This window comes from Patescibacteria group bacterium (genome assembly GCA_041674405.1).
Lineage (GTDB): Bacteria > Patescibacteriota > UBA1384 > XYA2-FULL-43-10 > XYA2-FULL-43-10 > JBAYVT01.
Genome location: JBAYVT010000003.1, coordinates 130259 through 151989 on the forward strand (window position 1 = coordinate 130259; position 21731 = coordinate 151989).

Annotated in this window: 20 protein-coding genes; 7 read left to right on the plus strand and 13 right to left on the minus strand. The window is 46.6% G+C overall.

The genetic code is table 11. The features are described 5' to 3' along the window. Positions 1-22 precede the first annotated feature (22 nt). Positions 23-1180 (minus strand): bifunctional oligoribonuclease/PAP phosphatase NrnA, encoded by a 1158-nt coding sequence (locus WC080_02870; protein MFA7244202.1) that lies wholly within the window; start codon positions 1178-1180, stop codon positions 23-25. A 335-nt stretch (positions 1181-1515) separates the two neighbouring features. Here WC080_02870 and rpsT point away from each other — a divergent pair, with 335 nt between their 5' ends. Continuing rightward, positions 1516-1776 carry a 30S ribosomal protein S20 gene (gene rpsT, locus WC080_02875; GenBank protein MFA7244203.1) on the plus strand — a complete coding sequence of 87 codons (261 nt, stop codon included), beginning with the start codon at positions 1516-1518 and terminating at the stop codon, positions 1774-1776. A gap of 53 nt (positions 1777-1829) precedes the next feature. Here rpsT and WC080_02880 read toward each other — a convergent pair whose 3' ends face one another. From WC080_02880 to holA, 4 genes are all read right to left on the minus strand, one after another. Then, complete coding sequence (locus tag WC080_02880) at positions 1830-5651, minus strand: DUF2341 domain-containing protein (GenBank protein ID MFA7244204.1); 3822 nt, start codon at positions 5649-5651, stop codon at positions 1830-1832. Between the two features lie 34 nt (positions 5652-5685). Then, positions 5686-6243 (minus strand): signal peptidase I, encoded by a 558-nt coding sequence (lepB, locus tag WC080_02885; protein ID MFA7244205.1) that lies wholly within the window; start codon positions 6241-6243, stop codon positions 5686-5688. Beyond that, the gene (locus tag WC080_02890; GenBank protein MFA7244206.1) at positions 6243-7742 is read right to left on the minus strand and encodes a DUF2207 domain-containing protein; all 1500 of its coding nucleotides are present in this window, start codon (positions 7740-7742) and stop codon (positions 6243-6245) included. The genes lepB and WC080_02890 overlap by 1 nt, the downstream gene beginning before the upstream one ends. 167 nt (positions 7743-7909) lie before the next feature. After that, positions 7910-8860 carry a DNA polymerase III subunit delta gene (holA, locus tag WC080_02895; GenBank protein ID MFA7244207.1) on the minus strand — a complete coding sequence of 317 codons (951 nt, stop codon included), beginning with the start codon at positions 8858-8860 and terminating at the stop codon, positions 7910-7912. A 61-nt stretch (positions 8861-8921) separates the two neighbouring features. Between holA and WC080_02900 the strand changes: the two genes are divergently transcribed. Beyond that, the gene (locus WC080_02900; GenBank protein ID MFA7244208.1) at positions 8922-9242 is read left to right on the plus strand and encodes a hypothetical protein; all 321 of its coding nucleotides are present in this window, start codon (positions 8922-8924) and stop codon (positions 9240-9242) included. 138 nt (positions 9243-9380) lie between these two features. Here the strand turns inward: WC080_02900 and WC080_02905 are convergent, their stop codons facing one another. Together WC080_02905 and WC080_02910 are read right to left on the minus strand one after the other, a co-directional pair. After that, complete coding sequence (locus tag WC080_02905) at positions 9381-10637, minus strand: DNA polymerase (protein ID MFA7244209.1); 1257 nt, start codon at positions 10635-10637, stop codon at positions 9381-9383. Positions 10638-10687: 50 nt separating this feature from the next. Beyond that, positions 10688-11701 carry a 5'-3' exonuclease H3TH domain-containing protein gene (locus tag WC080_02910; GenBank protein MFA7244210.1) on the minus strand — a complete coding sequence of 338 codons (1014 nt, stop codon included), beginning with the start codon at positions 11699-11701 and terminating at the stop codon, positions 10688-10690. 183 nt (positions 11702-11884) lie between these two features. On the opposite strand from WC080_02910, the gene WC080_02915 reads away from it, so the two are divergent. Next, positions 11885-12451, plus strand: coding sequence for a hypothetical protein (locus tag WC080_02915; protein ID MFA7244211.1), 567 nt, complete (start codon positions 11885-11887; stop codon positions 12449-12451). A gap of 167 nt (positions 12452-12618) precedes the next feature. Beyond that, complete coding sequence (locus WC080_02920) at positions 12619-12945, plus strand: hypothetical protein (protein MFA7244212.1); 327 nt, start codon at positions 12619-12621, stop codon at positions 12943-12945. Between the two features lie 266 nt (positions 12946-13211). Here WC080_02920 and WC080_02925 read toward each other — a convergent pair whose 3' ends face one another. The 6 genes from WC080_02925 to WC080_02950 form a co-directional block, all read right to left on the minus strand. Then, complete coding sequence (locus tag WC080_02925) at positions 13212-13910, minus strand: VTT domain-containing protein (protein ID MFA7244213.1); 699 nt, start codon at positions 13908-13910, stop codon at positions 13212-13214. A gap of 77 nt (positions 13911-13987) precedes the next feature. Next, positions 13988-14458: a hypothetical protein gene (locus tag WC080_02930; protein MFA7244214.1), complete on the minus strand. Its 471-nt coding sequence runs from the start codon at positions 14456-14458 to the stop codon at positions 13988-13990. A 151-nt stretch (positions 14459-14609) separates the two neighbouring features. Further along, a complete protein-coding gene (locus tag WC080_02935) occupies positions 14610-15998 on the minus strand; it encodes a nicotinate phosphoribosyltransferase (GenBank protein ID MFA7244215.1) in 1389 nt (462 codons plus the stop codon). 30 nt (positions 15999-16028) lie between these two features. Beyond that, positions 16029-16916, minus strand: coding sequence for an NUDIX domain-containing protein (locus WC080_02940; GenBank protein MFA7244216.1), 888 nt, complete (start codon positions 16914-16916; stop codon positions 16029-16031). A 288-nt stretch (positions 16917-17204) separates the two neighbouring features. Then, positions 17205-17903: an NUDIX domain-containing protein gene (locus tag WC080_02945; protein ID MFA7244217.1), complete on the minus strand. Its 699-nt coding sequence runs from the start codon at positions 17901-17903 to the stop codon at positions 17205-17207. A gap of 95 nt (positions 17904-17998) precedes the next feature. Beyond that, positions 17999-18778, minus strand: coding sequence for a DUF5677 domain-containing protein (locus WC080_02950; protein MFA7244218.1), 780 nt, complete (start codon positions 18776-18778; stop codon positions 17999-18001). Between the two features lie 235 nt (positions 18779-19013). Between WC080_02950 and WC080_02955 the strand changes: the two genes are divergently transcribed. From WC080_02955 to WC080_02965, 3 genes are all read left to right on the plus strand, one after another. Next, a complete protein-coding gene (locus tag WC080_02955) occupies positions 19014-19373 on the plus strand; it encodes a hypothetical protein (GenBank protein ID MFA7244219.1) in 360 nt (119 codons plus the stop codon). 21 nt (positions 19374-19394) lie between these two features. Beyond that, a complete protein-coding gene (gene ychF, locus WC080_02960; GenBank protein ID MFA7244220.1) occupies positions 19395-20480 on the plus strand; it encodes a redox-regulated ATPase YchF in 1086 nt (361 codons plus the stop codon). A 108-nt stretch (positions 20481-20588) separates the two neighbouring features. Beyond that, positions 20589-21731, plus strand: a 1143-nt coding sequence (locus tag WC080_02965; GenBank protein MFA7244221.1) for a glycerol-3-phosphate acyltransferase, incomplete at its 3' end; no start/stop codon positions are given.

Consider the following 21731-nt stretch of genomic DNA (forward strand, 5'->3'; position numbering starts at 1 on the left):
CATTTTGCTTGTTTTTACAAGCTTAATTCGTCTTCGGTTGTTCTACTGGCTGAACCAGTTTACCGTTCATCTCTTTCGTGTATTCCCGAATTTTTTGAATAATGGCCGACGAGCCGTTCTCAAGCGTAACATCAGACACTTCGAAACCGGCAGCTTGCGAATGGCCGCCCCCAGAAAATAGTTTCGCTATAGCAGAAACGTCGACACCTTTTTCGACTGAACGAAGCGAGCCGTTCAAAATTCCGCCTTTTTCAGAGAGTAAAAGAACAAATTTGGCGCCAGAAACGGTTTTCAAAAGCTCGTCGATCACTCCACCAGATTCAGACTCAGCTGCACCCACTTCAACATAATCATTGGCAGAAAGAGAACTCCAGACAAAGCCATAATCTTTTTCGTCGTGGATATTGGCGAGTGCTCGGCCCCAAAGTCGTAGTGTTGAAAGAGGCCGTGTTTTATAAATATTTTTGATAATTTCGTCGCGCTTGGCACCAGCTGCTACCAACTGGGCTGCGACAGTAAGCGATTTCGGAGTTGTATTCGTATTTTGGAACGAGCCGGTATCGGTGACTATTCCGGTAAGTAAAAGGGTGGCAATCTTTTCATCGAATGGCGATTTTTCCGGCGATAGTGCTTCCAACAAAGAAACCAATATCTCTGCAGTTGAGGTTGATGTCACATCGACCAAGTTCACTTGGCCAAAATAATCATTGCCGGAATGATGATCAATGTTTATGACCGGTGTCTCATAAAACAGATCGGGATTTTTTTCAAATGGCGTGCCCAACCGTTCGAGATCTGGAGAATCCAATACTATAATAAGATCAAAATTGAAGCCCCCTTCCGGAAATTCAACCATCTCTTTCGTAAATACGCCCGATTTCGGCGAAATGATAATATTGAGCTTATCATCAGAAACCTTATACATTATTTTGTCAGCTTTCACATCCTTGGTCGAAAGGGAGATAACAAAATCGCGAACACCGGCAAAATCACGGGAAATTTCGGAGACATTTGGCAAAAAATTGAAGACCTCCGGAGTAGGCTCGTTGCAGACGGAAATTGCTTCCTTGCCGATGTTTTTGAAGAATGACAAAAGCGCCAGAGAGCTGCCAAGAGCATCTCCATCAGGATCCTTGTGGGTGAGAATTAAAATCTTTTTCGCCTCCTTAATTCTCGTCACCGCTTGTTGTTTGGGCGAAAGTTCCACTTAGTTACTTAAGAACTTAGAAACTTATGAACCCAAGAACAGCTTGATACAATTTTGTCCTTTGGTTCTTCAGTCCTTTCGTTCTTCAGTTAATGATAAACACTCGAATATAGCGGAAGGTGTTTTGAAAGTCAAGATGAATTTAAATGCAAACCGCAGTTCAATGGCTAGCCTTGGCTAGTCGCCGCGCTGCTAGTCAATTTTCTAGCTGCTGTCTAGCCAAGTCTAGCAATATTTCGGCTATCATTATTCCTTTACAATTGTTTTTCTTTCTGCTACAATCAGTTTCGTATCAATAAGGAAATATTATGCCAATCAAAAAATCAGCAAAAAAGACACTACGCATAGAGCACACAAGAACTGCACAAAACGACCTTACTAGGGCTAAGATTAAGGGTGCACTCAAAGGCGCAAAGATTGCTATAACCAAAGGCGAGAAAGATGCCGATAAAAAAATTTCCGCCGCATACAGAGAGCTCGACATCGCTTCAAAAAAGAACGTCATCCATAAAAATAAAGCCGCCCGTCTTAAATCAAGGTTGGCAAAAAAAGTTTCTAAATCTGCATAGATTAAAAAAATCACCAAGGATACGCCAAGGTGATTTTTTATTTTGCAAAAATTTTATTGCCCAAATATTCTGACCCAGCTAAATGCTTTTTGAAAGGCCTGAATAATCAGATTAAGCGCCGATTGCTGGGCCCGTTGTGTGATTACGGCGTTATCTTCACTCAAACCAATATTGCCGGCAGCATCTTTAGACACTGCACGCAAATGATAAGTTTTTGAGGGATCTAGATTGGAAATAACCACTACATGGGCATTCGAATACGAGAGATCTTCTTGAGTTTTCGATCCATATGAATCAGACGATACTCCTTCGCCATATTCAACTTGTGATGTTCCCGGCTCATCTGTTCTCCAGGAAACCACAATCTGTGCTTTATTTCCATCACTGCCCGATGCGGTTTTCGACTCAATAGTTAAATCAGTAACTACTGGCGGCCTGGAATCCAGGGCGGTCTTAAAAGTATTTGTATCAGAAGTGGCAGTATTTCCATACTGATCAATGCCGGTTGCGTAGACCTGATACTGCGTGTTGTCGCTTAAATTACCAATCTCCAAAGAATGCTCCTTTACTTTCTCCGATGAAGAAATTTCTTTGAAACTGCCACCGATGGGCCCGAAATGGATCGAGGAAGTGGTTTCCACATTTGTGGTCCACGTGACGCTCATAGTGGCGTATGGCTTATCCGTGACCGGTTGAAAGCGCAAATTGGTTATTTTTGGCGCCGGCGGTGTAGCGAATGTTGCACCACCAGAAAAATCCGCGCCTAACGAAGTGACCGCGTCAATCGCAATCTGATAATTTGTTCCTGGCTCTAAGTTACTAAGCTCATATGTGAAGGCTGTTGCTTGGCCAGGCAAAGGCACAGGATCCCCGTAAACCCCTGCCCCATACCGAATCGAAATACTGGATAAATAATTTGTTTGAAATGAAAGTAACGCCCGCGTCGGGGAAATTGTTTCTGCTTTGGGATTAATTATTCGCGGAGTAGTTGCCGTAGTTGTTTCAAACCATTCGGATTCTCCAGCGTTCGCCGACTGATCAAGCCACACAAGCTTGTAGCGGTACGTTTTTTCCGGTTTCAAGCCGACTACCGTTACATTATGCGATAAGCCATAAGTTTGATTACCCTGTTCTGACACATAGACATTGCCATCATATACTTGAACAAGCGAGGTTGTATTTTTGCTTGATGTCCAAGTAACCGCCATCGATGACGGCCCTGCAGTGACATAGGGCCCATCTATGATGTGGGCAATGCCGGTGGAACAGAAAATTGCCGTTTGCCAAGAGGATAAATTACCAGCATGATCTTTTGACCTTACATAGAAAACGTTGTCACCTTCCTGCATCGGGGACACCGTCATTGTGGTGTCTGTAATAAATGCCACTGGCCCATTTGTCCAACGTTTATATTCATATCCCGCCAGGCTGGATCCGCCAGAATCCGAGGCATCCGGCCAGGTGAATGTAAATGTTGATGCCGTTGAACATCCCGTTGGAGAAGCATTGATATATTCTGGTGGTTGAGGCGTAACAGTTTCATATTTGTAGACAAGATATACCTCTGGGGCAACCAAATCATTAGGCGGACCGGCATCATTTTGTGTCTGGATGATTAGATAATATGTGCTGCCCGTCACAAGCTCATCTGATACGGTATAATTCTGAGTTGCCCCAATCGCTCCTACATGTGCTTGATAATCACCCGCAGTAGAAGGAATAGCAGACGGATCCGTTCCAAAATATACCCAATACCCTTTTATGCCAGATTCATTGTCTGCTGCTCCCGACCATTCAAAGTACGGAGCCCCGAAATTATACCAATTATTGGTGGTAAGTTCGGTCCCTTTTGCTGCAGTGTCATATGCATGAAAAGTAGTCGGATTTTCTGGTGGGGTTACATCGCCTTGCTCTTCAGCGGATAACGATAAAAAAGTATCTGGAGCACTCTGGTTGTTGTATTCGGTCAAAAGCCAATCGGCGCTGCGGGCAGTACTTGATACTCTGATATCCTCCAAACTGCCTTGAAAATTTTTCTCGTAAGCCAAAGAGCCGCTTGATTTTCCTATCAATAAACTACCGGTATTGGCAGCTATTGCCATGGCTTTTGACTTAGTCCCTTTTGAAACGCCGTTTTCTAAAATTGTCAGGGTACTGCCATCGTATGTTCCTGCTACTTGTGTCCATGTACTCGCAGCTAATGCATCGGATGAATATACTGCCGCACCTTCCCCTGTCTGCCAAATTGCATGGTTAGTATGATCCGGAGTAGTAAATATTTTTCCATCATACACCCCGGCACTCACTACACCGGCGCCATATGTGGCTGCCTTTGTCCACCCAACACCGTCATCATATCTTTCAAGAGTCCCCAGATAATTGCCTCCTCTTGTGCCCGCATAAAGCTTTCCATTGTATGAAACTAACGCATAGACATTGTATGTGGTGGCAGTGCCAGACAAGGCAGTCCAAGTTGTGCCACCATCAAAACGATAGGCAGTAGTGGTAGCTACAGAAGCATATATTGTATCGTTAAATACCAACAATTTGCCCACATTACCCGGGGATCCGATACTGGTCCATGTCGTGCCTCCGTCGTAGCGATAAACTCCAGTACCGCCAGCATATAATTGGCCATTGAAAATGACCAAGCTATTCACACCGGCCATTGCGCCCGGGCACCCCACGCTGGTCCATGTCGTGCCTCCGTCGTAGCGATAAACCACGCAGGCCGCACCATACGTCCCTGCATAAATTTTTCCATTGTATACAACCATCGAATTTACCCCGCGGTTCAGCGAAGAGCCAACTGCAGTCCACGTGGTATTTCCATCCCATTCAAAGATTGTGCCTGTACCATTACTCCCCGTACCCGTACCGATGTAAAGTTTTCCACCAAACACTACGAAGCTGGCGGCGCCATTCCATGTCATATTGGTTATAGTACCTACGCCTGTCCAGGTTGGGCCATCATCGAGCCGATATATAGTACCATTATCGCCAAAAATAAATAATTTTCCGTTAAAGACAATTTGAGCCGGCGTCCACCAAGTCCCGGTTGCAGGATTTCCGAGATTTACCGCCGTCTCAGCACCGGTTGTAATCTGAAAATATGGCTTGTCATCATGACCAACTTTCAGAGAGTAATTGCTTTTCGACACCACACTATTTATCTCTGAACCAGAATCGCGTTTGACCCAACCCTGAAGAGTTAGGTTTGATGTAATATCAAGACTATCGGAATCCCCGACAGAAACCTGCCCAGTTAATCCATCAAACCCGAGTGCTTTATTGATTTCACCCGTTGCACCGTATGTAATTCCGCTCGCAGAGGCAGTGCCATCGTTATTATTCGCAGTTGAATCATAAAGCGTGCCTGATGCTTCATTATAATGCTGAACCATTTTATAATTTGTATCCCAAACATTGGTTGGATCAGCTTGCGGAGAGCAAGAATCATTGCCATAGTACAAATACAATATGGTATCGGAAGTTGAAGAAATATTGGATTTAACCCACGCAACTGTTGCTCCCGTTGAAGAATTGTAGTTCTCAAGCTCATACGGAATTTTGGTCGATCCGTCGGAGGACGTGAACAATAAATCGTCGCCATCAGTTTGAGCATGGGCGACAATATCGGAGTCTGACGCAAGTTTAATAAGGACCGGAAAGCTGGACTGATTGGAAGCAACTAACGTGTGGTCTATCGTAACAACTTTCCGATAACGCCAAGCATAATCATACCAAGACGATGCGTTTGCTTTTTTCTGGTCCTGCCGCATAAGAAAAGTATTCACAACAGCAAAAGTGACAATGGATATTATCACCAAAATCAGCAAGAAGCTATTCCTTTTTCCCTTCTTTCCCCTCAACATGTTACCTACATTTTATCCATTTTCAGGCAATCAATCAAATATTATATCTCGGCAATCCAACTCCTTGAAAAACCGGGTAAATCATAAATATCGCTTTGCCAACAAAAAATCGTTTTTCCACCGGGCCGAAATATCTCGAATCATTTGATTGGGGCCGATTGTCGCCCATTAAAAAATATTCATTATTTTTCAGCGTCCACGTGCCGGATGGAAAAATCTCTGTCCCAGGCGAAATATATGATTCTTCGAGAGCTTTTCCGTTGATATAAACTTTATTTTTGGCGATCACCACCTTTTCCGTCGGCAGGCCGATTACTCTTTTTAAATATTGTTTGTTTTGCGGATCGCCAGGATACTTAACAATTACTACTTCTCCTCTCTCCGGGTCAGCCTCTCCGCGATAAAAACTTTTGTCAGATAGCATCATTTGCTTATTCATGAAGCTCGTTTCCATCGACACCCCGTCAACAAGAAATATCGAGTACCAGTATGAGTTTATTATCGTTACGACGATAACGACTAAAATTAACCATTTCAAGATATCAAAAAAAATACCCCCGCCATACAACAATTTTGAAATCGATGAATTCATTACTCAAATCCAGGTTCCCTAAGTGCGGCGAAACTACGCGCAACATAACTGACAATTGGAAAAAGAGATAGGCAAAATTCGTCTAAGCCGAGGCCGACCTTATCTGTCAAAAACCATTCAGGGATTATGAAATTGTGTTCTTCAAATCTCTTTGCCCATTCAACTTCGCAATCAAGGACAATTGCATATGGCAGATATGCCTCAAATAATTCTATTACCGTCGGCGTATAAGGAATCGGTTTTGGGTTTGATAAAAATTTTTTAAAAGCCAACCAGTTGGACAGCGCCTCGTTGCCAATTTGCGTTCGAAGCGGAATATTTGAAGCGGAAAATGCTACGATCAGGGCCGAAACCATCATACCAACCCAGAAAAATGAGGAGTAAGTCGAGATAAGTTGGAATCTCAGGCTTAGGATGAAGGCGGTTAATCCAAAGAGGAAAGTCAGGATTCCAATCAATCGATATTTTGCATGAATACTTCTCGGGTTGACCTTGAAATAACCAAGCCGTGTTGTAATTGCATAAATCCCCGCAGAAACTATCGACATTTTTTTGCTGTAGAGGTGATTATTGATTCTACGCTCAATTTCGGCTCGGTCGGATGTCAAATTATTGCGAAATATTTTTGATAATAAAATTTTTTCATACCCCAAAAGACGATCATCAAACCTGCCTTTAGAGAAGGCAAATCCCCGCTCCCGATCAAGTATGACTATGTCTTTACGGCGGGCAAGGTCAATCAGCGTGGCGGCAATCTCACGAGAACCGACTTTGCCGCGAAACAAGGCTCCGACAATAGCCGGCGGCAACGCCATCGGCGGCGCAGATATTTCACGATCAGGCGAATCAATTTTATTGATTCGGTAGAGATATCGCAGAAAAAATGTCATATAAAGGAACGTAATAATCGGTAGAACAAGCGCCAGAAGAAGCCAAACATTAAATTCAAGCCCGCGGAAGAAATTGATTATCTGGTCAATGATCGGGTGGTTTATCACTCCTTTTGGGATTTGGGCAACAATAGTAATCGTGGCGTATGCCGAAACTTGTGAAGCGTCATATTCTATCGTATCTGGATCATTTACATACGTCTGCGTTGACCCAACTCCATGAATCGCTAGAATTTCGTGCTTCGTTTTGTAAGCAGAACCTTTTGGTAAGCTGAGCAGAATCTTTAACTGGTCATAATATTCACCGCCATTATCCAAGACCGGAAGGCGGATTTCATCATATCCGTTCACCAACTCCGTTTTACCGACATTCTTGCCGTTTAATCTGATAATGCCATTATCGTCAACCGAGACACTAATAACAGAGTTTTGATTGCTATTCCCTATATTTATGCTCTCTACATCAGCCGAATATTTATTTGTTTGAATAAAGTTAAATGCCAAAAACGCAAGCAGAAAAACTCCGCAAAAGAAAATAAACTTGCGTGAGTAAAATCCAATAAGACCACTCCGTCTCTTAGCTACTTTTGCTGCACTTTTTTTGTTCAATCTCCCTCCGCGACACTTTATAAATCCAATAGTCCGTCGCGCCCCTCGTAGTGAAGATTTGTTTGCGAACCTGTAAGATTCGAGACAAACCTGAACGAAGTGGGGCAACCACTCGTCAACAAACTACAAACAGGTTTTGCTTACCGCTTCTTAATATAATTTTACCACTACATTGCAAGTTTCGCTACAATCATATCTATCGCAATCCTTGGTTCGATTTCGCCGGTTTTTATTTCTGAATCAATTTTTTGCAAATACGAATAGACGCCGATTAGTTGGGCAAGTGAATATTTTTTCAGGATCGGCAAAGTTTTCTGCACGACAAAAGGATGCATCTTCGCTTTGCTGGCCAATCCAGCAACCGCCTCTCCTGATTCAATAAAATCTTTGAGAATAATCATATTCCTATACTGATATACAATCATGGATAAAATCTTGATCTCAGGCTCTCCAATTTTGATTAGGTTGTACAAATGCTGCGGTGCCATTTTTTGATTTTTTCCGGACAACGCCTCGACAAAATGAAAAACATTGGCATTGTTGTCCATCTCAACAAGTTCCAAAACATCTGCTTCAATAATTTTTTTTCTGCCCTGCGATTTTGCATACAAAATCAATTTTTGAAGTTCGTTCTCTAAGCGATTAAGGTCAGCAGAAAGGCCAGATGACAATAGCCTGACTGCCTGAAAATCAATTTCCATACCGGATTTCTTGATATTTTCGAGAATAAATTTATCAATATCAGAGCCAACAAGTGGCGCAAAGTTTTCCGCATCAGCTGATAATTTCTTGAAAAGGCTGACCCTTTTGTCTGGGTCGCCAGATTCAAAAAATATAATGTCGACTTGATCCGAAATTTTCCCAATGCGATCAGCAATTTTAGATTTCAAATCGCTATCCTTATTTTTCGTAAGAAAATTCGTGATGATAACCAATCTTTTTTCAGCCAAAAACGGCATCGTCGAAATTGCACGATCGAAATCTCCATATGCCATTTCGGCACCATCAATTTGTTCCAAATTCATTTTGTTTGGATCAGAAACCAAAAATTCGGCGAGTATCTCGCTTAATTTTTTCTTTGACCGATAAGTATCTTGTCCGTAAATTAGCTTTATCATTTTGAAAAATTTCTAATTTTGTGATATAAAATTTGCATACGTCCACTAAGGGGTGAATGGCTTGCAGATCGCAACAGGAATCAACGTCTTCGCTGGTGCACTCGTCTCCCTTGCCGGAGTCCAGATTGACTCCTTGATGCCCAACTTCGCTGCCGAACCCGAGTTCGTTCGCCTCATTGCCGAGAAGTTCGATATTGACCGTCTCAGCACGATGGACGTACAACTGCCGTCCAAGCCAACCTGGCTAGACGTCCGGAAGGTCCTAAGATCCACGGCCTTGGCCTGCCTCATCAACAAGGACGCAGATGTTCGCCCATACTATGGCGACCGGATTCATTGTCCCGAAGGGGTTGACCCTTCGGACATCTACTTCTACGTATAGCCCCCATCGGGGCCAACGACCATTCGCCCGCTCCTGCAGCTTTTTCGCAGGGGCGGTTGCGTTTTTATAAATATTTAAAGTTTTGTTTTTGATATTTTTTATTTTGTTTGAAATTTGAAATTTGGATTTTGACATTTACTACTTGCACTCCGCCCAACTGGCGCCCACCCCGGTCTCAACTTCTATCGGCACACAAAGGAAAATCGCGCTTTCCATCTCACGCTTCACTATTTTTTCGATCTCGGCCACATCTTTCTCTGCCGTCTCGATAACCAATTCATCATGAACAGTAAGAAGCATTTTGGCATCGGGGAATTTTTTTGCCAATACATTGTGCAAGTTTACCATCGATAATTTTAGGATCTCGGCCGCCGTTCCTTGGACCGGCGAATTGATGGCGATCCGCTCCTCCGCCTCCGAAATGTAGCGGTTTGGCGAATTGATATTTTGCAAATAGCGCTTGAAACCAAAAAGCGTCTCGACATAGCCTTGGTCTCGCGCTGTATCGATCATGCGGTTGCAATAATTCTTGATGCCCGAGTGGATCGAAAAGTAGCGCTCGATATATTTGGCCGCTTCTTCTTGTGGGATGGATAGCGCTTGCGAGAGTCCATACGGGCTCATGCCATAGAGAATCCCAAAGTTTACGACTTTTGCGAGCCGTCTCTCGGCATGCGTAATTTTATCTATCGGTAAAGCGAATATCTCCGACGCCGTTCTAGCGTGAATATCTTCTCCCGATTTAAACGCCGCCATCATCGTCTGGTCCTGCGCAAGGCAAGCAACTACTCGAAGTTCAATTTGAGAATAGTCAGCCGAAATCAGTTTATTTCCTTTTTCCGCCACAAATGCCGCGCGTATTTCTGTCCCGTATTCGCCCTTGATCGGGATATTTTGCAGGTTCGGTTCGGTCGAATTTATCCTGCCGGTCGAAGTTTCCATACCGTAATTTGTATGCAACCTTGAATTTTCATCAACAAGTGTTGGTAGTGGCTTCAAATAGGTCGAAATCAGCTTTGTTACCTCACGAAACTCAAGAATCGGCTTGATAATTTTGCTTTTGTCTTCAATTTTGGCGAGTTCCGATGCCGCCGTCGAGAATCCGCTCTGTGTCCGTTTGAGCCCCTCCGTCGAAAGTTTCATTTTCTCAAACAATATCTCCGCCATTTGCGATGGTGATGCAATATTGAATTTCTCGCCAGCAATCTTGTAAATTTCGCTCTCCAGTTTCCCAGCCTTCTTAGTCAGTTTTTTGCACAGCTTATCGATCGCAAGAACATCAAGTTTAATCCCATTTTTCTCCATTTCACGCAAAACCGGCCTAACTTTCTCGTTAATTTCTTCTGATGTTATTTTGGGCAGTTTAACACCCTTTTCACTCAAATGTTTCCACATATCTGCAATTTTGACTTTATGAACTTTACAAACTTTATGGACTTTATGAACTAGAGCAATTTCAATTGCTCGTCCTTTTTTTTCTGCTCCTCTGTCGGTTTTCTTCCTTGTTTCGCCTCTGCGACACCGAATCTTGCAAGAAGCGATCGAAATCCAAGCTCTTCGAAGAGAGCCTTGAGCTTGTCCCTATCATAATCTCCCCACTTCGCGTCTTCAAGAGAAAAATCGATAGGCACATCCCTGTGAATCGTCGCCAATTTCTGCGAAAGAAAAGCCTGATCTTTATTTGTCAGCAAAAGTTGGATTATTCTTGGTTTAACTTTAAGCTCTTTCGCGACACTTTCCACCATCTCATTGTTAAATTGTTGCATTGTCAAATTGTTAAGTGAGCAATTTAGCAATTTAGCAATTTGACCATATAGGTTGTCCAGTGTATCGAACTTTTGGATTAGTTCCGTCGCTGTTTTCGGCCCAATTCCCGGGACTCCGGGAATGTTATCGGACGGATCGCCGGCCAGCGCTTTCAAATCGATGAAATCATGCGGATCAAGATTATATTCCTCATAAATCGTAGCGTGATCGACGATTTCCAATTTGTTAAGCCCATGCCGCAAACTATAAACCAAGACATTCCCATTTATAAGCTGATAAATGTCTTTATCGCCCGAGACAATATAAATCTGGATATTTTTATCATCTTTAAGTCGCTCGACAATAGTGCCGACGACATCGTCCGCTTCGAATCCCTCTTTTTCATAGATTGGAATATTCATCGTTTTCACGATCTCTTTTACTCGCGGAATCTGATCGTAGAGTTCCTGATCAGCCTTCACCCTCGTCGCTTTATAGTCTGAATACGCTTCGTGACGGAAAGTCGGTCCGGCAAGATCAAAAGAGCACGCGATATGCTCCGGTTTCAAATCCTCAAGTACCTTGATCAGCGTGGTCGTGAAGCCATACACCGCATTGGTAAGTTCGCCTCGCGAATTTGACATATTCGGCGGAAGCGCATGATACGCCCGATGAATGATTGCGTTGCCATCTATCAAAACAAGTTTTTCCATATGCCCATAATAGCACATAAATAGTAAATTTGAATGTAATTTTAGTTGAAAAACTGCCTATATTATGTATAATGTCTTTTGTTCGCCACGATACTACGAAAGGGGCTGTTTTTCTTGAGATCATTCGGTTGCATGACGCCAATAGCCGTAATAGCCATAAGCTGTGCTGGAGTGATGACTCTCATGCAGGGGGCAAGAACGCACCAGCTCACCCTGATCCTGATGGGCATTGCCGCGCTAGTAATGGCGAGATACCTAATCGCGATCGCCAACTACGGCAAACCCAAGATCTGCCGGCCAGGTGACTTTCCCAAGAAGTGCGAAGCTTTCGAGCAGATGCTCGAAAGAAAGTACGGCCAGCCAACCCCAAGAAAACCTCAGTATCTGAGGCCAACCCTTGAGGGATTCGGCATTACTAAGCTGTCCGTGCTTACGAGCTGTGCATTCCCCGATGGCGAAGGCCAGTCTTTTTGCCGAAGGGAAGCTCTGCTACCATCTGGCGAAGAAATCTGCCAGTTCCTGGACCAGATGCTGAAATCCAAGGAGAATTGCGCAGTTGGCGACGAAGAAACCCGCTGCCAGCCGAATATCGAGATCATGGTCTATGGTGACATGGACCTGCACGCATTCCACGTTTGCGCTGCATTCTCGTATATGTCGAATGGCAATATAGTGCAAAATGTTGAGAGGCACTTCTACGGGGAACAACTATTCAAGATGATGCGAGGCTTCAACAGGAAGGCCTTCTAAGGTCTGCCTCGCTACCCACAACCCAACGTTGCTCGCCACGGGCACCGCCGATCCCTCATCCACCTCGGGTGAGGGATTGACATTTATGGCCAGATGTGGTAGTATGCAGCCACGTTGTTCGCCAACTATACCGTTCGCCACAGAACGGCGAACAAGGAGGAGTCTGTATGATTCAGACGTTGAATCTGACTGGCGCGTTGGGCCTCGCCCTTTTCGGAGCGTTGCTCGCGCTCATCGGCTTTCGCTTCGGCGGCGCCAGCGTGATGCGCTGGTTGGCAGCCGTCGCCATCGCCATCGCCGGCGGATGGTCGGGCTACATCTACGCCGTCGCCATCGAGGCTGACTGGGTCCATGGGGGCTACATGCTCCTGAAATGGACCGGAGCCTTCGAGCTCGGGATCGCCTGCGCTGGGGTACTGCTCTTCGGGGTAGGATCGCTGTTCCTTTGCGGTCCCAGCTTCCGGCGGAAGCAGACTGCCAGCGACGACACGTAGCCGCACAACAACTTCATAGCGACGAGTTTCGCACCGTGAGTCCGACCTCCCTGAGGCCGGGCTCCGTTGTTTTTGTGAGTATAATTTTAAAAATATTTAAATAGTGGCTTCAGCCATACAAGAGCCCGAAACTGCAGGAGCGACGCGACTAAATTTTGGAGTGTCTTGAAGGCTGAGGCAATACAATATATGCGTGCAGGAGTAGGGGTTTTAGGGGCTAGAGGGCTGCCCCGCAATTAAGCCCTCTGTCCCTAAAGAACGGCTGTTTAATTTGAACTAGAACTTTTCTTAAATTTTCTGACCTCTACGATTACCTTCCAAATTATTAGCGCGACGATGAGTAGGAAGAAAAGCCACCGCAAGGTGACAATTTTTATAATCGCACCGGAGCTGAAGTAACAAACTACACCCCAAAATCCGCACCACAGAACCGTCGCAATAAACGAGTAGACCAAGAACCTTTTAAAAGAATATTTCGTTATCCCGCAAGTCAGAGATGTGAGAGCGCCAAAGTTTGGATGGCCATACGTGAGCCAAAGCCACTTGTCACCGTGTTTTTCAAGGCTTGTTCTAGTCGACTCAACGCTATCTTTCAGCCCAAATCGGATAAACGCTTTGTGCAAGCCGTAATATCCGATCCAATAGTTCGCAATGTAAGTGATAATTATTCCCGCCGCAACGGTAAAAACTACGCCCCAGAGGTTCATCGTCCCCTGCCGACTCATCGCAGCCGCAAGAAGTATTACCGATGAGCCCGGAAAATAAATGTATATTATCGGGATCGACTCGATAATGGCAGAAATTAATAAGACTGGGTACCCGTATATTTCGAAATAATGGCGGGCAACACCAACAAGTTCCTGATTTGTGGGTAGCCCTATCACATTCCAAACAGCAAAAAGCACGATGATCGATATCAAAAAAATCACTGGAAATGCTAGCGCCTTTGCCATTTTCTTTACCATAGAACTATTCTAACATTTTCAATATTGGTAATAAACGCGGAACGGGCCGAGATTACTCGGTCCGTCCGGTACTACTTTCATGCGGTGGCAGCCGCCTTCGCAGGCTGATCGAACGATCGCTCGCCAGCCCAGGCATAAGCCGCCGCAACTGCCTTCTCGCATTCCCACTCAGGCTGGTGTGGGCTTAGAGGCACCCCTCCGCGGGCATGGTCTATTCCCGCAAGCACGTAATCGTCGAGAGTGCTGTAGTGATGCCACTCTGGAGCAGTACCCCATGGGGTCTGCTCAGCGATAATCGCCAATTCAGCCAAGTTCAGTGCGGTTGCACACGCACAGAATCGCGCATCATCCTGGGCTATCAAAGCAAGATCGCTGCCCAAGAGGATGGATTCGATATCATCGCGAAGCTGTTGTCCCGACTGAGAGCCGTCGAGATATGAGTTGTAGGTTGCCCCTCCTAGGGCAAACGCAGTTCGGCACTGGTTGTGTGTAAGAAGTGCTTCCCTCTCCGCGGGATCACTTGGAAACATCCTAAGAGCGCCCTCCATGCCGACCACCTCCTCGTTGATATCTTGTGGTTAATTAAATAATAGTCCTTGCAACAACAAAGTCAAATAACAAAAGTGGCCGTCCCGATTGCTCGGGACGGCCTTTAGCTCGTTGCTCTGCTTTACAACAGAGCCTGATATTCATGCGCGGCTAGATCGCCGCGCGCTCGCGGATGTCCGCGAGAGTCTGGTCGATGAGGACCTCGCCATTCCGGAAGACCGGAATGAGAAGATCCTCGTAGCCCTGCACCGACGCGTCCTCTTGGCGCATCGTCGCATAGGCGTTGTCCTTATCGCAGACCAGGGCCAGCCGCCCGGCCTTCGAGCGCTTGCCCGGGTCAGTGACTGGGTCCTTCATCACGTCCTGCCAGCCGCCGTCGATCTGGACCGCGCTGCACTTGAAGGCGAACTTGCAGGTATCGCGGTTCATCTTCTGCAGGAGTCCGCCGCCGGAGCCGAAGGCGATGTTGTCAGCCGACCAGCCGGCAGCCTTCATCGTCTCGAGGATGGACCCAAGCATCGAGAAGTCGATGCCATCGCCCTGGATCACTCGGACTTTCGGGTTCAGGACTTTGAAGCCCTTGCCATTGACCTCGTAGCCGAAGGCTTCGCCCAGGGCTTCGAGGACATGCGGTACCACCAGGGTGGGGTTGCCGCTGTCCGGCCGGACGACCAGGGTACCATCGCGCGAAAGGACCTCGCTCCGAAGCTGCTCGCCCCAGAGGCGGCTGCAGGCTTCGTAGATGTTGTAGCTGTCGGATACCACCGCCACCAGGCCGGAGGGGAAGGCGCGAAGCATATTGGCATAAGCCGCAACCTCGTTCTCCCGCCCCCACGAAGTGATGGTCGAGTGTTCCGCCGCCGGGATAGAGAACCCTGCCATGCGCTCGCAGTAGTACTTGCGTGCCACGCGCAGCGCCTGCATCGTGTCGGTGCCCTGGAAGTTGACCAGATGGGCACAGCCTCCGATGCCCGCGGACTCGACCGTGGTCGAACCACGGAAGCCGAAGTCATGGAGCTTGAAGTTGATCCCGGCGGGGTCGCCGGTCTCCGTGAGATACCGGAGGATGATCCGCTTCATCTCGCGGCTCTGCGTCGCTACCGTGCACGGGTACCAGACCTGGCAGAGCAGCGTTTCAAGGTAGTTGGTCAGCCACGGAAGCTCGAGGTCGGTGTTCACCACCGTCATCATCACGTTGTGAGTTGGCACCGGCGTCCCCTCCGGAATAGCCCGGATCTCGACAGGCAGACACCCGCCGTGGACGTTGACGATCCGCTCCCAGCCGGCTTGGTTGAACAGGCTTGTGTTGCCGAAGTGGAGCGCGAACTCCTCGCGCATCTCCTCGATGTCCTCGGCCGATACGACTGGGCCCGCGAGATAGCGCTTTGCGATGTACTGGAGGCCGAAGAAGACGACCTCCGGGAACTCGCCGCCTCGGCTCTCGTAGAAGGAGTAGACCCTCTGCGTCTGAGGCGGGTACTGCCGGAAGTGCGTCACCTTGTATGAATCCGTCGCTTCGATTAGGTTGAACTCTTTCATCATTCTCATCCTTTCGTCTCTGTTTCAAATCTACTTCGCGATGTATGCCTTGAGCATCTTCCCGAGCGGCAGATGATAATCTGCCAGGACCGCCTCAATCTCGTCGATCGGCACCCACGCGACAGCATCGATGTCGTCTCTCGCCTTGGCGTAGCCCCAGGTCCGGTGAGTGATGAACATGTGAGTCATCACCACATCCGGGGTGCCATGGTAGCGCCAATCGTCGATCTTGGTCGAGCCAATGTAGATGAAGGGGCCTTCGGTGCAGAGCCCTTCGACTTCCTCGTGGAGTTCACGGCTTGCTGCCGCTTCGAGCGAAGTGTCATCCGGATCGATGAAGCCACCGACGAAGCACTTCTTGCCCTGCTCGCGACTCTTCGTCGCAAGCAGAACTTCGCCTTCGTCGTTCATGACGGCCACATCGACCGTCACGTAGACCCGTGGTGTCCGAGTCTCTTCGCGGTAGATGATCCCGGCCCGAAAGTCGGGAGTGACGCTCACCCGCTCAGCGATCTGCGCCCGAGCGGAGGTGCCGTTGTCGTGGCACCGAGGCTCAAACACCTCAGTCGCGAAGTGTCCACCATAGACCCCAAAGAACGAATCCCTGGAGCCATAGAGGACAACATCGCAGCCGTGACAACGTTCGGCGATCAGCGCATCGAGCGTCTCCGACCAGTAAGCATCGGAGAGTTGGTCAGGTAGGCCGATGATCTCGACCTCCGGATATGCCTCCCGCACCATCGCCTCCCGCATGTGATATTCCAGCGGGTTGCGGTTGGTCGGAAGCGAACCGGGGATGCCTAGGACTACGAGCACCCGCTCACATTGCGCAAGCGCATACTCGATGAGGTCGCAGTGCCCCTGATGAAGCGCGGCGACCTGGAAACGGGCGACGACCACTCCGACTTTCTTGGTCATTTTCGATCCCTCTTCCTTTGTTAATGTGCCTCTCGGAAGGACGCTTAACGATTCCCGAGTTACTTAGTGTATATGTTACACCTTGGCATAGTTATACTCTCACCTCGTCTTAGTGTCAATGCTACACTATGTATTATATACACTATCTCCTGGCTTTCATCAGTCCTGGAGCTGATAATAAAAAAATATCCTGCAGGATGTGCAAGACATTTTTCAATTATTTACCGGGTTATTTAGAATTTCGATCTAGAACTTAATTGGCTCTTCGTTATTAGATATTAGTTTTACTCAGATTATCTCAATATCCTTTATTGTTTCGGAGGCGAATTTGTAAAGCTGCGCCGGTCGATATGGTTCCCCGGTTTGCTTCTCGGAGAGTTCCTTAAGGACTTTGATTTTAGCAATTTTTTTACGAAAATTGCGCTTATCTTGCGGCACCCCCAGAATTTCCTCATATGCCTTCTCAAGCATTCCCAGCGTAAATTCTTTCGGCATTAGTTTCTGTATTAAGGTCGTGTAGCTAACCCTAGACCTTAGGCGCTTCAAAGCCTCAAAAAGCATCTCGTCGTGATCATATGAGAGCGGCTTAGCATCACCAACTTTAGCCCACCATGATTCTGGAGTATCTTTTCTCTCTTTTTCGGAAAGTTTTTCCCATGGCACCATGGCAAGGTATGAAACTGACACCACCCTACCACGTGGATCACGATTCACAGCACTAAATGTGCGAAGTTGCTCTATATATAACTTTTTTTCAGAAACACCAGCTTTATCTTTGATAATGCGAACCGCCGCCTCTTCTGCTGTTTCCGTGGGACGGATCAAGCCTCCGGGAAAACCCTTGCTTCCCGCAGGAAATGCCGGCGGGCGATCAACGGCGATCAGGCGAACCACTAGCTCACCATCGCGTAGAGAAAACAAAACTACGTCGGTGGCAAGCACCGCAAACTTCAAATGTTCAGGTTTTGGACTCGGATATTTCTTCATACTTAGTGTTAATAATATGATAACCCTAATTTACCTCTTCGTCAATGCGCCTAGGCAGTCTTAAACTGGTGTGATTTTCTCGGTCGAAAATAATTTTACTCGTCCTTTTTTTCCTCACTAATTATCCGCTCTAGTCCATCTCTAGCATTAGACAATTTATTCATTATTTCGATACCGAATCTTTCACACAACATTTTTAAAAGTTTCAGAAAAAAATCAATAGCAACAATTAAACCTTCTTCAATATTATTAGCCGACGGTACATCAAGGAAGGTCAAATTTTTGCCTTTCGATTGCACATAATCCCTCAAAGAATTTGCGCTTGGATGAGTATATAAGCTCATGACCCAATAGATCTTTTCGTAGCTTTCGGTTTCTCCGATCTCTTCAGCCATATCTTTCATAGACCGTAATGACCAACTTTCCTTCTTGGTCTTCATGCCCTTTTCCTTCAAACAACGATATTCACGATCTCTTATTTTTGCAGTTTCTTCTCTAACCTCTGGAGTATAAATTTCCTCAAGGCTCTTTTTTTCAATTCCATTAAGCAGTCCATTATCGATTTTCTTAAAACCATCATAAAAGCCATGATATATAAATAATTTGGATCGGTTTTCTTCATCTTCATCCAAGATATATTTAACATTAAGATAATTCTCAAATATTGTTCGAGCTAGAACGATGCAGTCTTCTCCAAAACCATATGATATTAATTTTATCGCTCTTATGGTTTTCGAGCTCTTTACTAGAAGGCCAAGAATTACTTGGTCAGTTAAATTATTGCTTAATTTTCCGTCAGTTTGATTTTTAAAATCTTTCTCAAAAAGCTCCTCTACATCACTTAATAAATTTTGTATCGATTTTAGGTCTTTCATTTCTATCACCGATCCTCTACCTAATCATTTTAAAATACTAGATTATTTGTCTATCGTGTGGATTAGGATTAAATTTTTTAATCACTTTAGTTCACAAAAATATTTTTTGCTCATCAATACAATTGACATTTCAATTCTACCACAATGCCAAAAATACTGAATCTCATTCACATTCAGCCTCAAATCTGCTAGAATGAATCTGTTACTGGCGGATCTAACTATCAAGGAGAGACAAATGGACCCAAGGGAACCAAGAGGCATTCCTACCGAGCCGGAAAGAGATTCTGACGAACCATCATTTGACAGAGAACATATTGAGCGATTATCCAATGCAGAACTAGTTATTGGATATGTGGTTTTCAATGAGCTATTTGGCATCCTGACCGATCCTTTTACAGCCGAAGATACTTCAGGATTGAGAAAATTACTAGAACACAGGTTGGTCGCCAAAGTCCAAGCCAGAGAAGAAATAACACCTGCAAATTTTCAGGCGAAATTGCCGTTGCTCACAGAAGAAGTCAAGCGAACAATCGGAATATTTGAGAGCATTCTGACCGAGCGAGGATATGACATCAGTGGTCAGGAACAACATTAAGACGATAAACAAGGAGCGATCATTTCTTTGCAAATAGGCATTGTTGGACTTCCTAACGTAGGTAAATCGACGTTGTTTAACGCCCTTATTTGCGGTGCCAAGGCCGATGCCCAGAATTATCCTTTCTGCACTATTGAGCCGAATGTCGGCGTAGTCGAGGTGCCGGATGAGCGCCTGAAACCACTTACCGAAATTTCGAAATCGAAGAAAATCGTGCCTACAGTAATCGAATTCGTCGACATCGCCGGTCTGGTCCGTGGCGCGAACAAGGGAGAGGGACTCGGGAATCAATTCCTTGCCCATATCCGCGAGTGCGATGCGATCGCCATGGTTGTCCGTATGTTCGAGGACCCGAATATCGTCCATGTCGAAGGTAAAATTGATCCTGTCGAGGATATCAAAACGATCGAGACCGAGCTTCAGCTGGCTGATATTTCGACTGTTGAGAAGCGCTTATTTTCTGTTGAAAAAGAACTCAAATCGGGATCGAAGGAAGCCCAAGCAACGCACCATGCGCTGCAGAAGCTCAAAGACGAGCTCTATGCCGGCAAAAACGCCCGAGCGGCAGGACTTTCCAAGGAAGAAAAAGAAGCGGTTAAAGGGCTTTCTCTTCTAACATCGAAACCTATTCTGTATATAGCCAATTGTTCAGAGGAGCAACTCAAAAATTGGTCTTCCCTACAGACTAAGGACTACAAACTACCAACTGAATTGATCCCCATTTCTGCCAAGATTGAGAGCGATCTCAATGAGCTTGACGAGTCTGAAAAGCAAGAATACCTCGAGACTCTAGGGATGGAAGATTCAGGCCTAAACCGATTGATCAAAGAGGCCTACAAAACACTCGGGCTTATCACCTATTTCACCTCCGGTGAGCCGGAAACTCGTGCCTGGACGATCAAGGAAGGTACTCTCGCCCCGCAAGCGGCTGGCGTGATCCACACCGATTTTGAGCGTGGCTTTATTGCCGCTGAAGTGATCCCCTGGCAGGACCTCGTAGCTAATGGTGGCTGGTCCGCGTCTCGCACCAAAGGCCTCGTCCGCACCGAAGGAAAAACTTACATCTTCAAAGACGGAGACGTCGCACTATTCAGATTCAATGTGTAATCAATAATATTCTTGACAAAATGGCAGAAAATATTGCTTTTACTGCCATTTTTTGATAGTGTCTCTGCGAGCGAAGACGTACAAAACTACCCGAAGGGTGTGAACGCAATGTATCAAAATATCTCGTTGCAGGTAGGGCTGGTGATGCTCGCGTACCTGCTGGGGTCGCTCCCCTTTGGGTACTGGTTCGGAAAGTTCGCGAAAGGTGGCGCATTCGATATCCGGAACTACGGTTCTGGTAATATCGGTTTCACCGCCATTGGGCGCGAAGTGAGCTGGGGAATCGCTATCCCGGTGCTGATCTTTGACGCACTCAAAGCTTGGGGGCCAGTAACACTGGCCAAAGCCGAGTTTGGCGTCGATTTCGGCATGCTGTGTCTCATCTTCGTCATGTTGGGCCACGCATATTCTCTGTACTTCTGGGTCACAGAGAAGCACCCTGGAGGCGGCAAGTCTGTTGCAGCCGCTCTGGGAGGCATCGTCGCCCTACACCCTGCAATAGCCGGCTGGAGCCTGGTCATCTGGGCAATCATCCTGCTATGCACCCGGACCATGTCCATAGCCTCGATGTTGGGAAGCGTCTGTGCTTTCCTACTGACCTTACGTATTCACATCGGTCTGGGGCTCGACGTATCCTTCGGCTATGGCCTGGGACTGACCTGGAACATCTTCTTCGGCCTAGTGAGTGCGCTGATCGTCTACTTCCACAAGCGTAACATTGGCCGTCTCTTGCATCGCAACGAGAAGCCATTGTTTGAGTGGAGAGACATATGCAAACTCTGGCAGAAGAGGCAAACCGTCCAAGACAATGAACTAGTCGTCTGGTTCATGATTCACCCGTTGCAGTGGAGCGACCTGATGCAATCCGTACTCATATGGTGGATCTACTGGATGGGTAAATGGCCACGGAGTGCCAGGATCGGCATCTGGATACTCTCCGTTCTGCCAGTCATCGAGAACGCAGAGGTCACCGGCATCACCCTGAAAGACGAGAGACAGACCCGGGTCAAGATCAAAACCGGCGCCATCCTTTACCTCTCAGGGATGATCGAAGTAGTGAAGCTAGCAGAAGAGGTTGACGCTGGTCGCATGAAGGTGGGCTATGGGGAAGGCGAGGTTTCGCCAGAGCTGTACAAGAAGGCCTCACTACTTCGTGACCGGTTGTGGAAGCGCTTACAGAGCGGTACGGTGCAAGGGCGCCGCATCGGCTCTCACGTCGCGGGGCTAGGGGCACTCCTCTCCACCAGGTTC

Bases quoted from the DNA above. Each gene is read 5' to 3' on its own strand.
- rpsT (MFA7244203.1), top strand. From the start codon at position 1,516: ATGCCAATCAAAAAATCAGCAAAAAAGACACTACGCATAGAGCACACA.
- WC080_02880 (MFA7244204.1), bottom strand. From the start codon at position 5,651: ATGTTGAGGGGAAAGAAGGGAAAAAGGAATAGCTTCTTGCTGATTTTG.
- lepB (MFA7244205.1), bottom strand. From the start codon at position 6,243: ATGAATTCATCGATTTCAAAATTGTTGTATGGCGGGGGTATTTTTTTT.
- holA (MFA7244207.1), bottom strand. From the start codon at position 8,860: ATGATAAAGCTAATTTACGGACAAGATACTTATCGGTCAAAGAAAAAA.
- WC080_02905 (MFA7244209.1), bottom strand. From the start codon at position 10,637: ATGTGGAAACATTTGAGTGAAAAGGGTGTTAAACTGCCCAAAATAACA.
- WC080_02910 (MFA7244210.1), bottom strand. From the start codon at position 11,701: ATGGAAAAACTTGTTTTGATAGATGGCAACGCAATCATTCATCGGGCG.
- WC080_02915 (MFA7244211.1), top strand. From the start codon at position 11,885: ATGCAGGGGGCAAGAACGCACCAGCTCACCCTGATCCTGATGGGCATT.
- WC080_02920 (MFA7244212.1), top strand. From the start codon at position 12,619: ATGATTCAGACGTTGAATCTGACTGGCGCGTTGGGCCTCGCCCTTTTC.
- WC080_02925 (MFA7244213.1), bottom strand. From the start codon at position 13,910: ATGGTAAAGAAAATGGCAAAGGCGCTAGCATTTCCAGTGATTTTTTTG.
- WC080_02930 (MFA7244214.1), bottom strand. From the start codon at position 14,458: ATGGAGGGCGCTCTTAGGATGTTTCCAAGTGATCCCGCGGAGAGGGAA.
- WC080_02935 (MFA7244215.1), bottom strand. From the start codon at position 15,998: ATGAAAGAGTTCAACCTAATCGAAGCGACGGATTCATACAAGGTGACG.
- WC080_02940 (MFA7244216.1), bottom strand. From the start codon at position 16,916: ATGACCAAGAAAGTCGGAGTGGTCGTCGCCCGTTTCCAGGTCGCCGCG.
- WC080_02945 (MFA7244217.1), bottom strand. From the start codon at position 17,903: ATGAAGAAATATCCGAGTCCAAAACCTGAACATTTGAAGTTTGCGGTG.
- WC080_02950 (MFA7244218.1), bottom strand. From the start codon at position 18,778: ATGAAAGACCTAAAATCGATACAAAATTTATTAAGTGATGTAGAGGAG.
- WC080_02955 (MFA7244219.1), top strand. From the start codon at position 19,014: ATGGACCCAAGGGAACCAAGAGGCATTCCTACCGAGCCGGAAAGAGAT.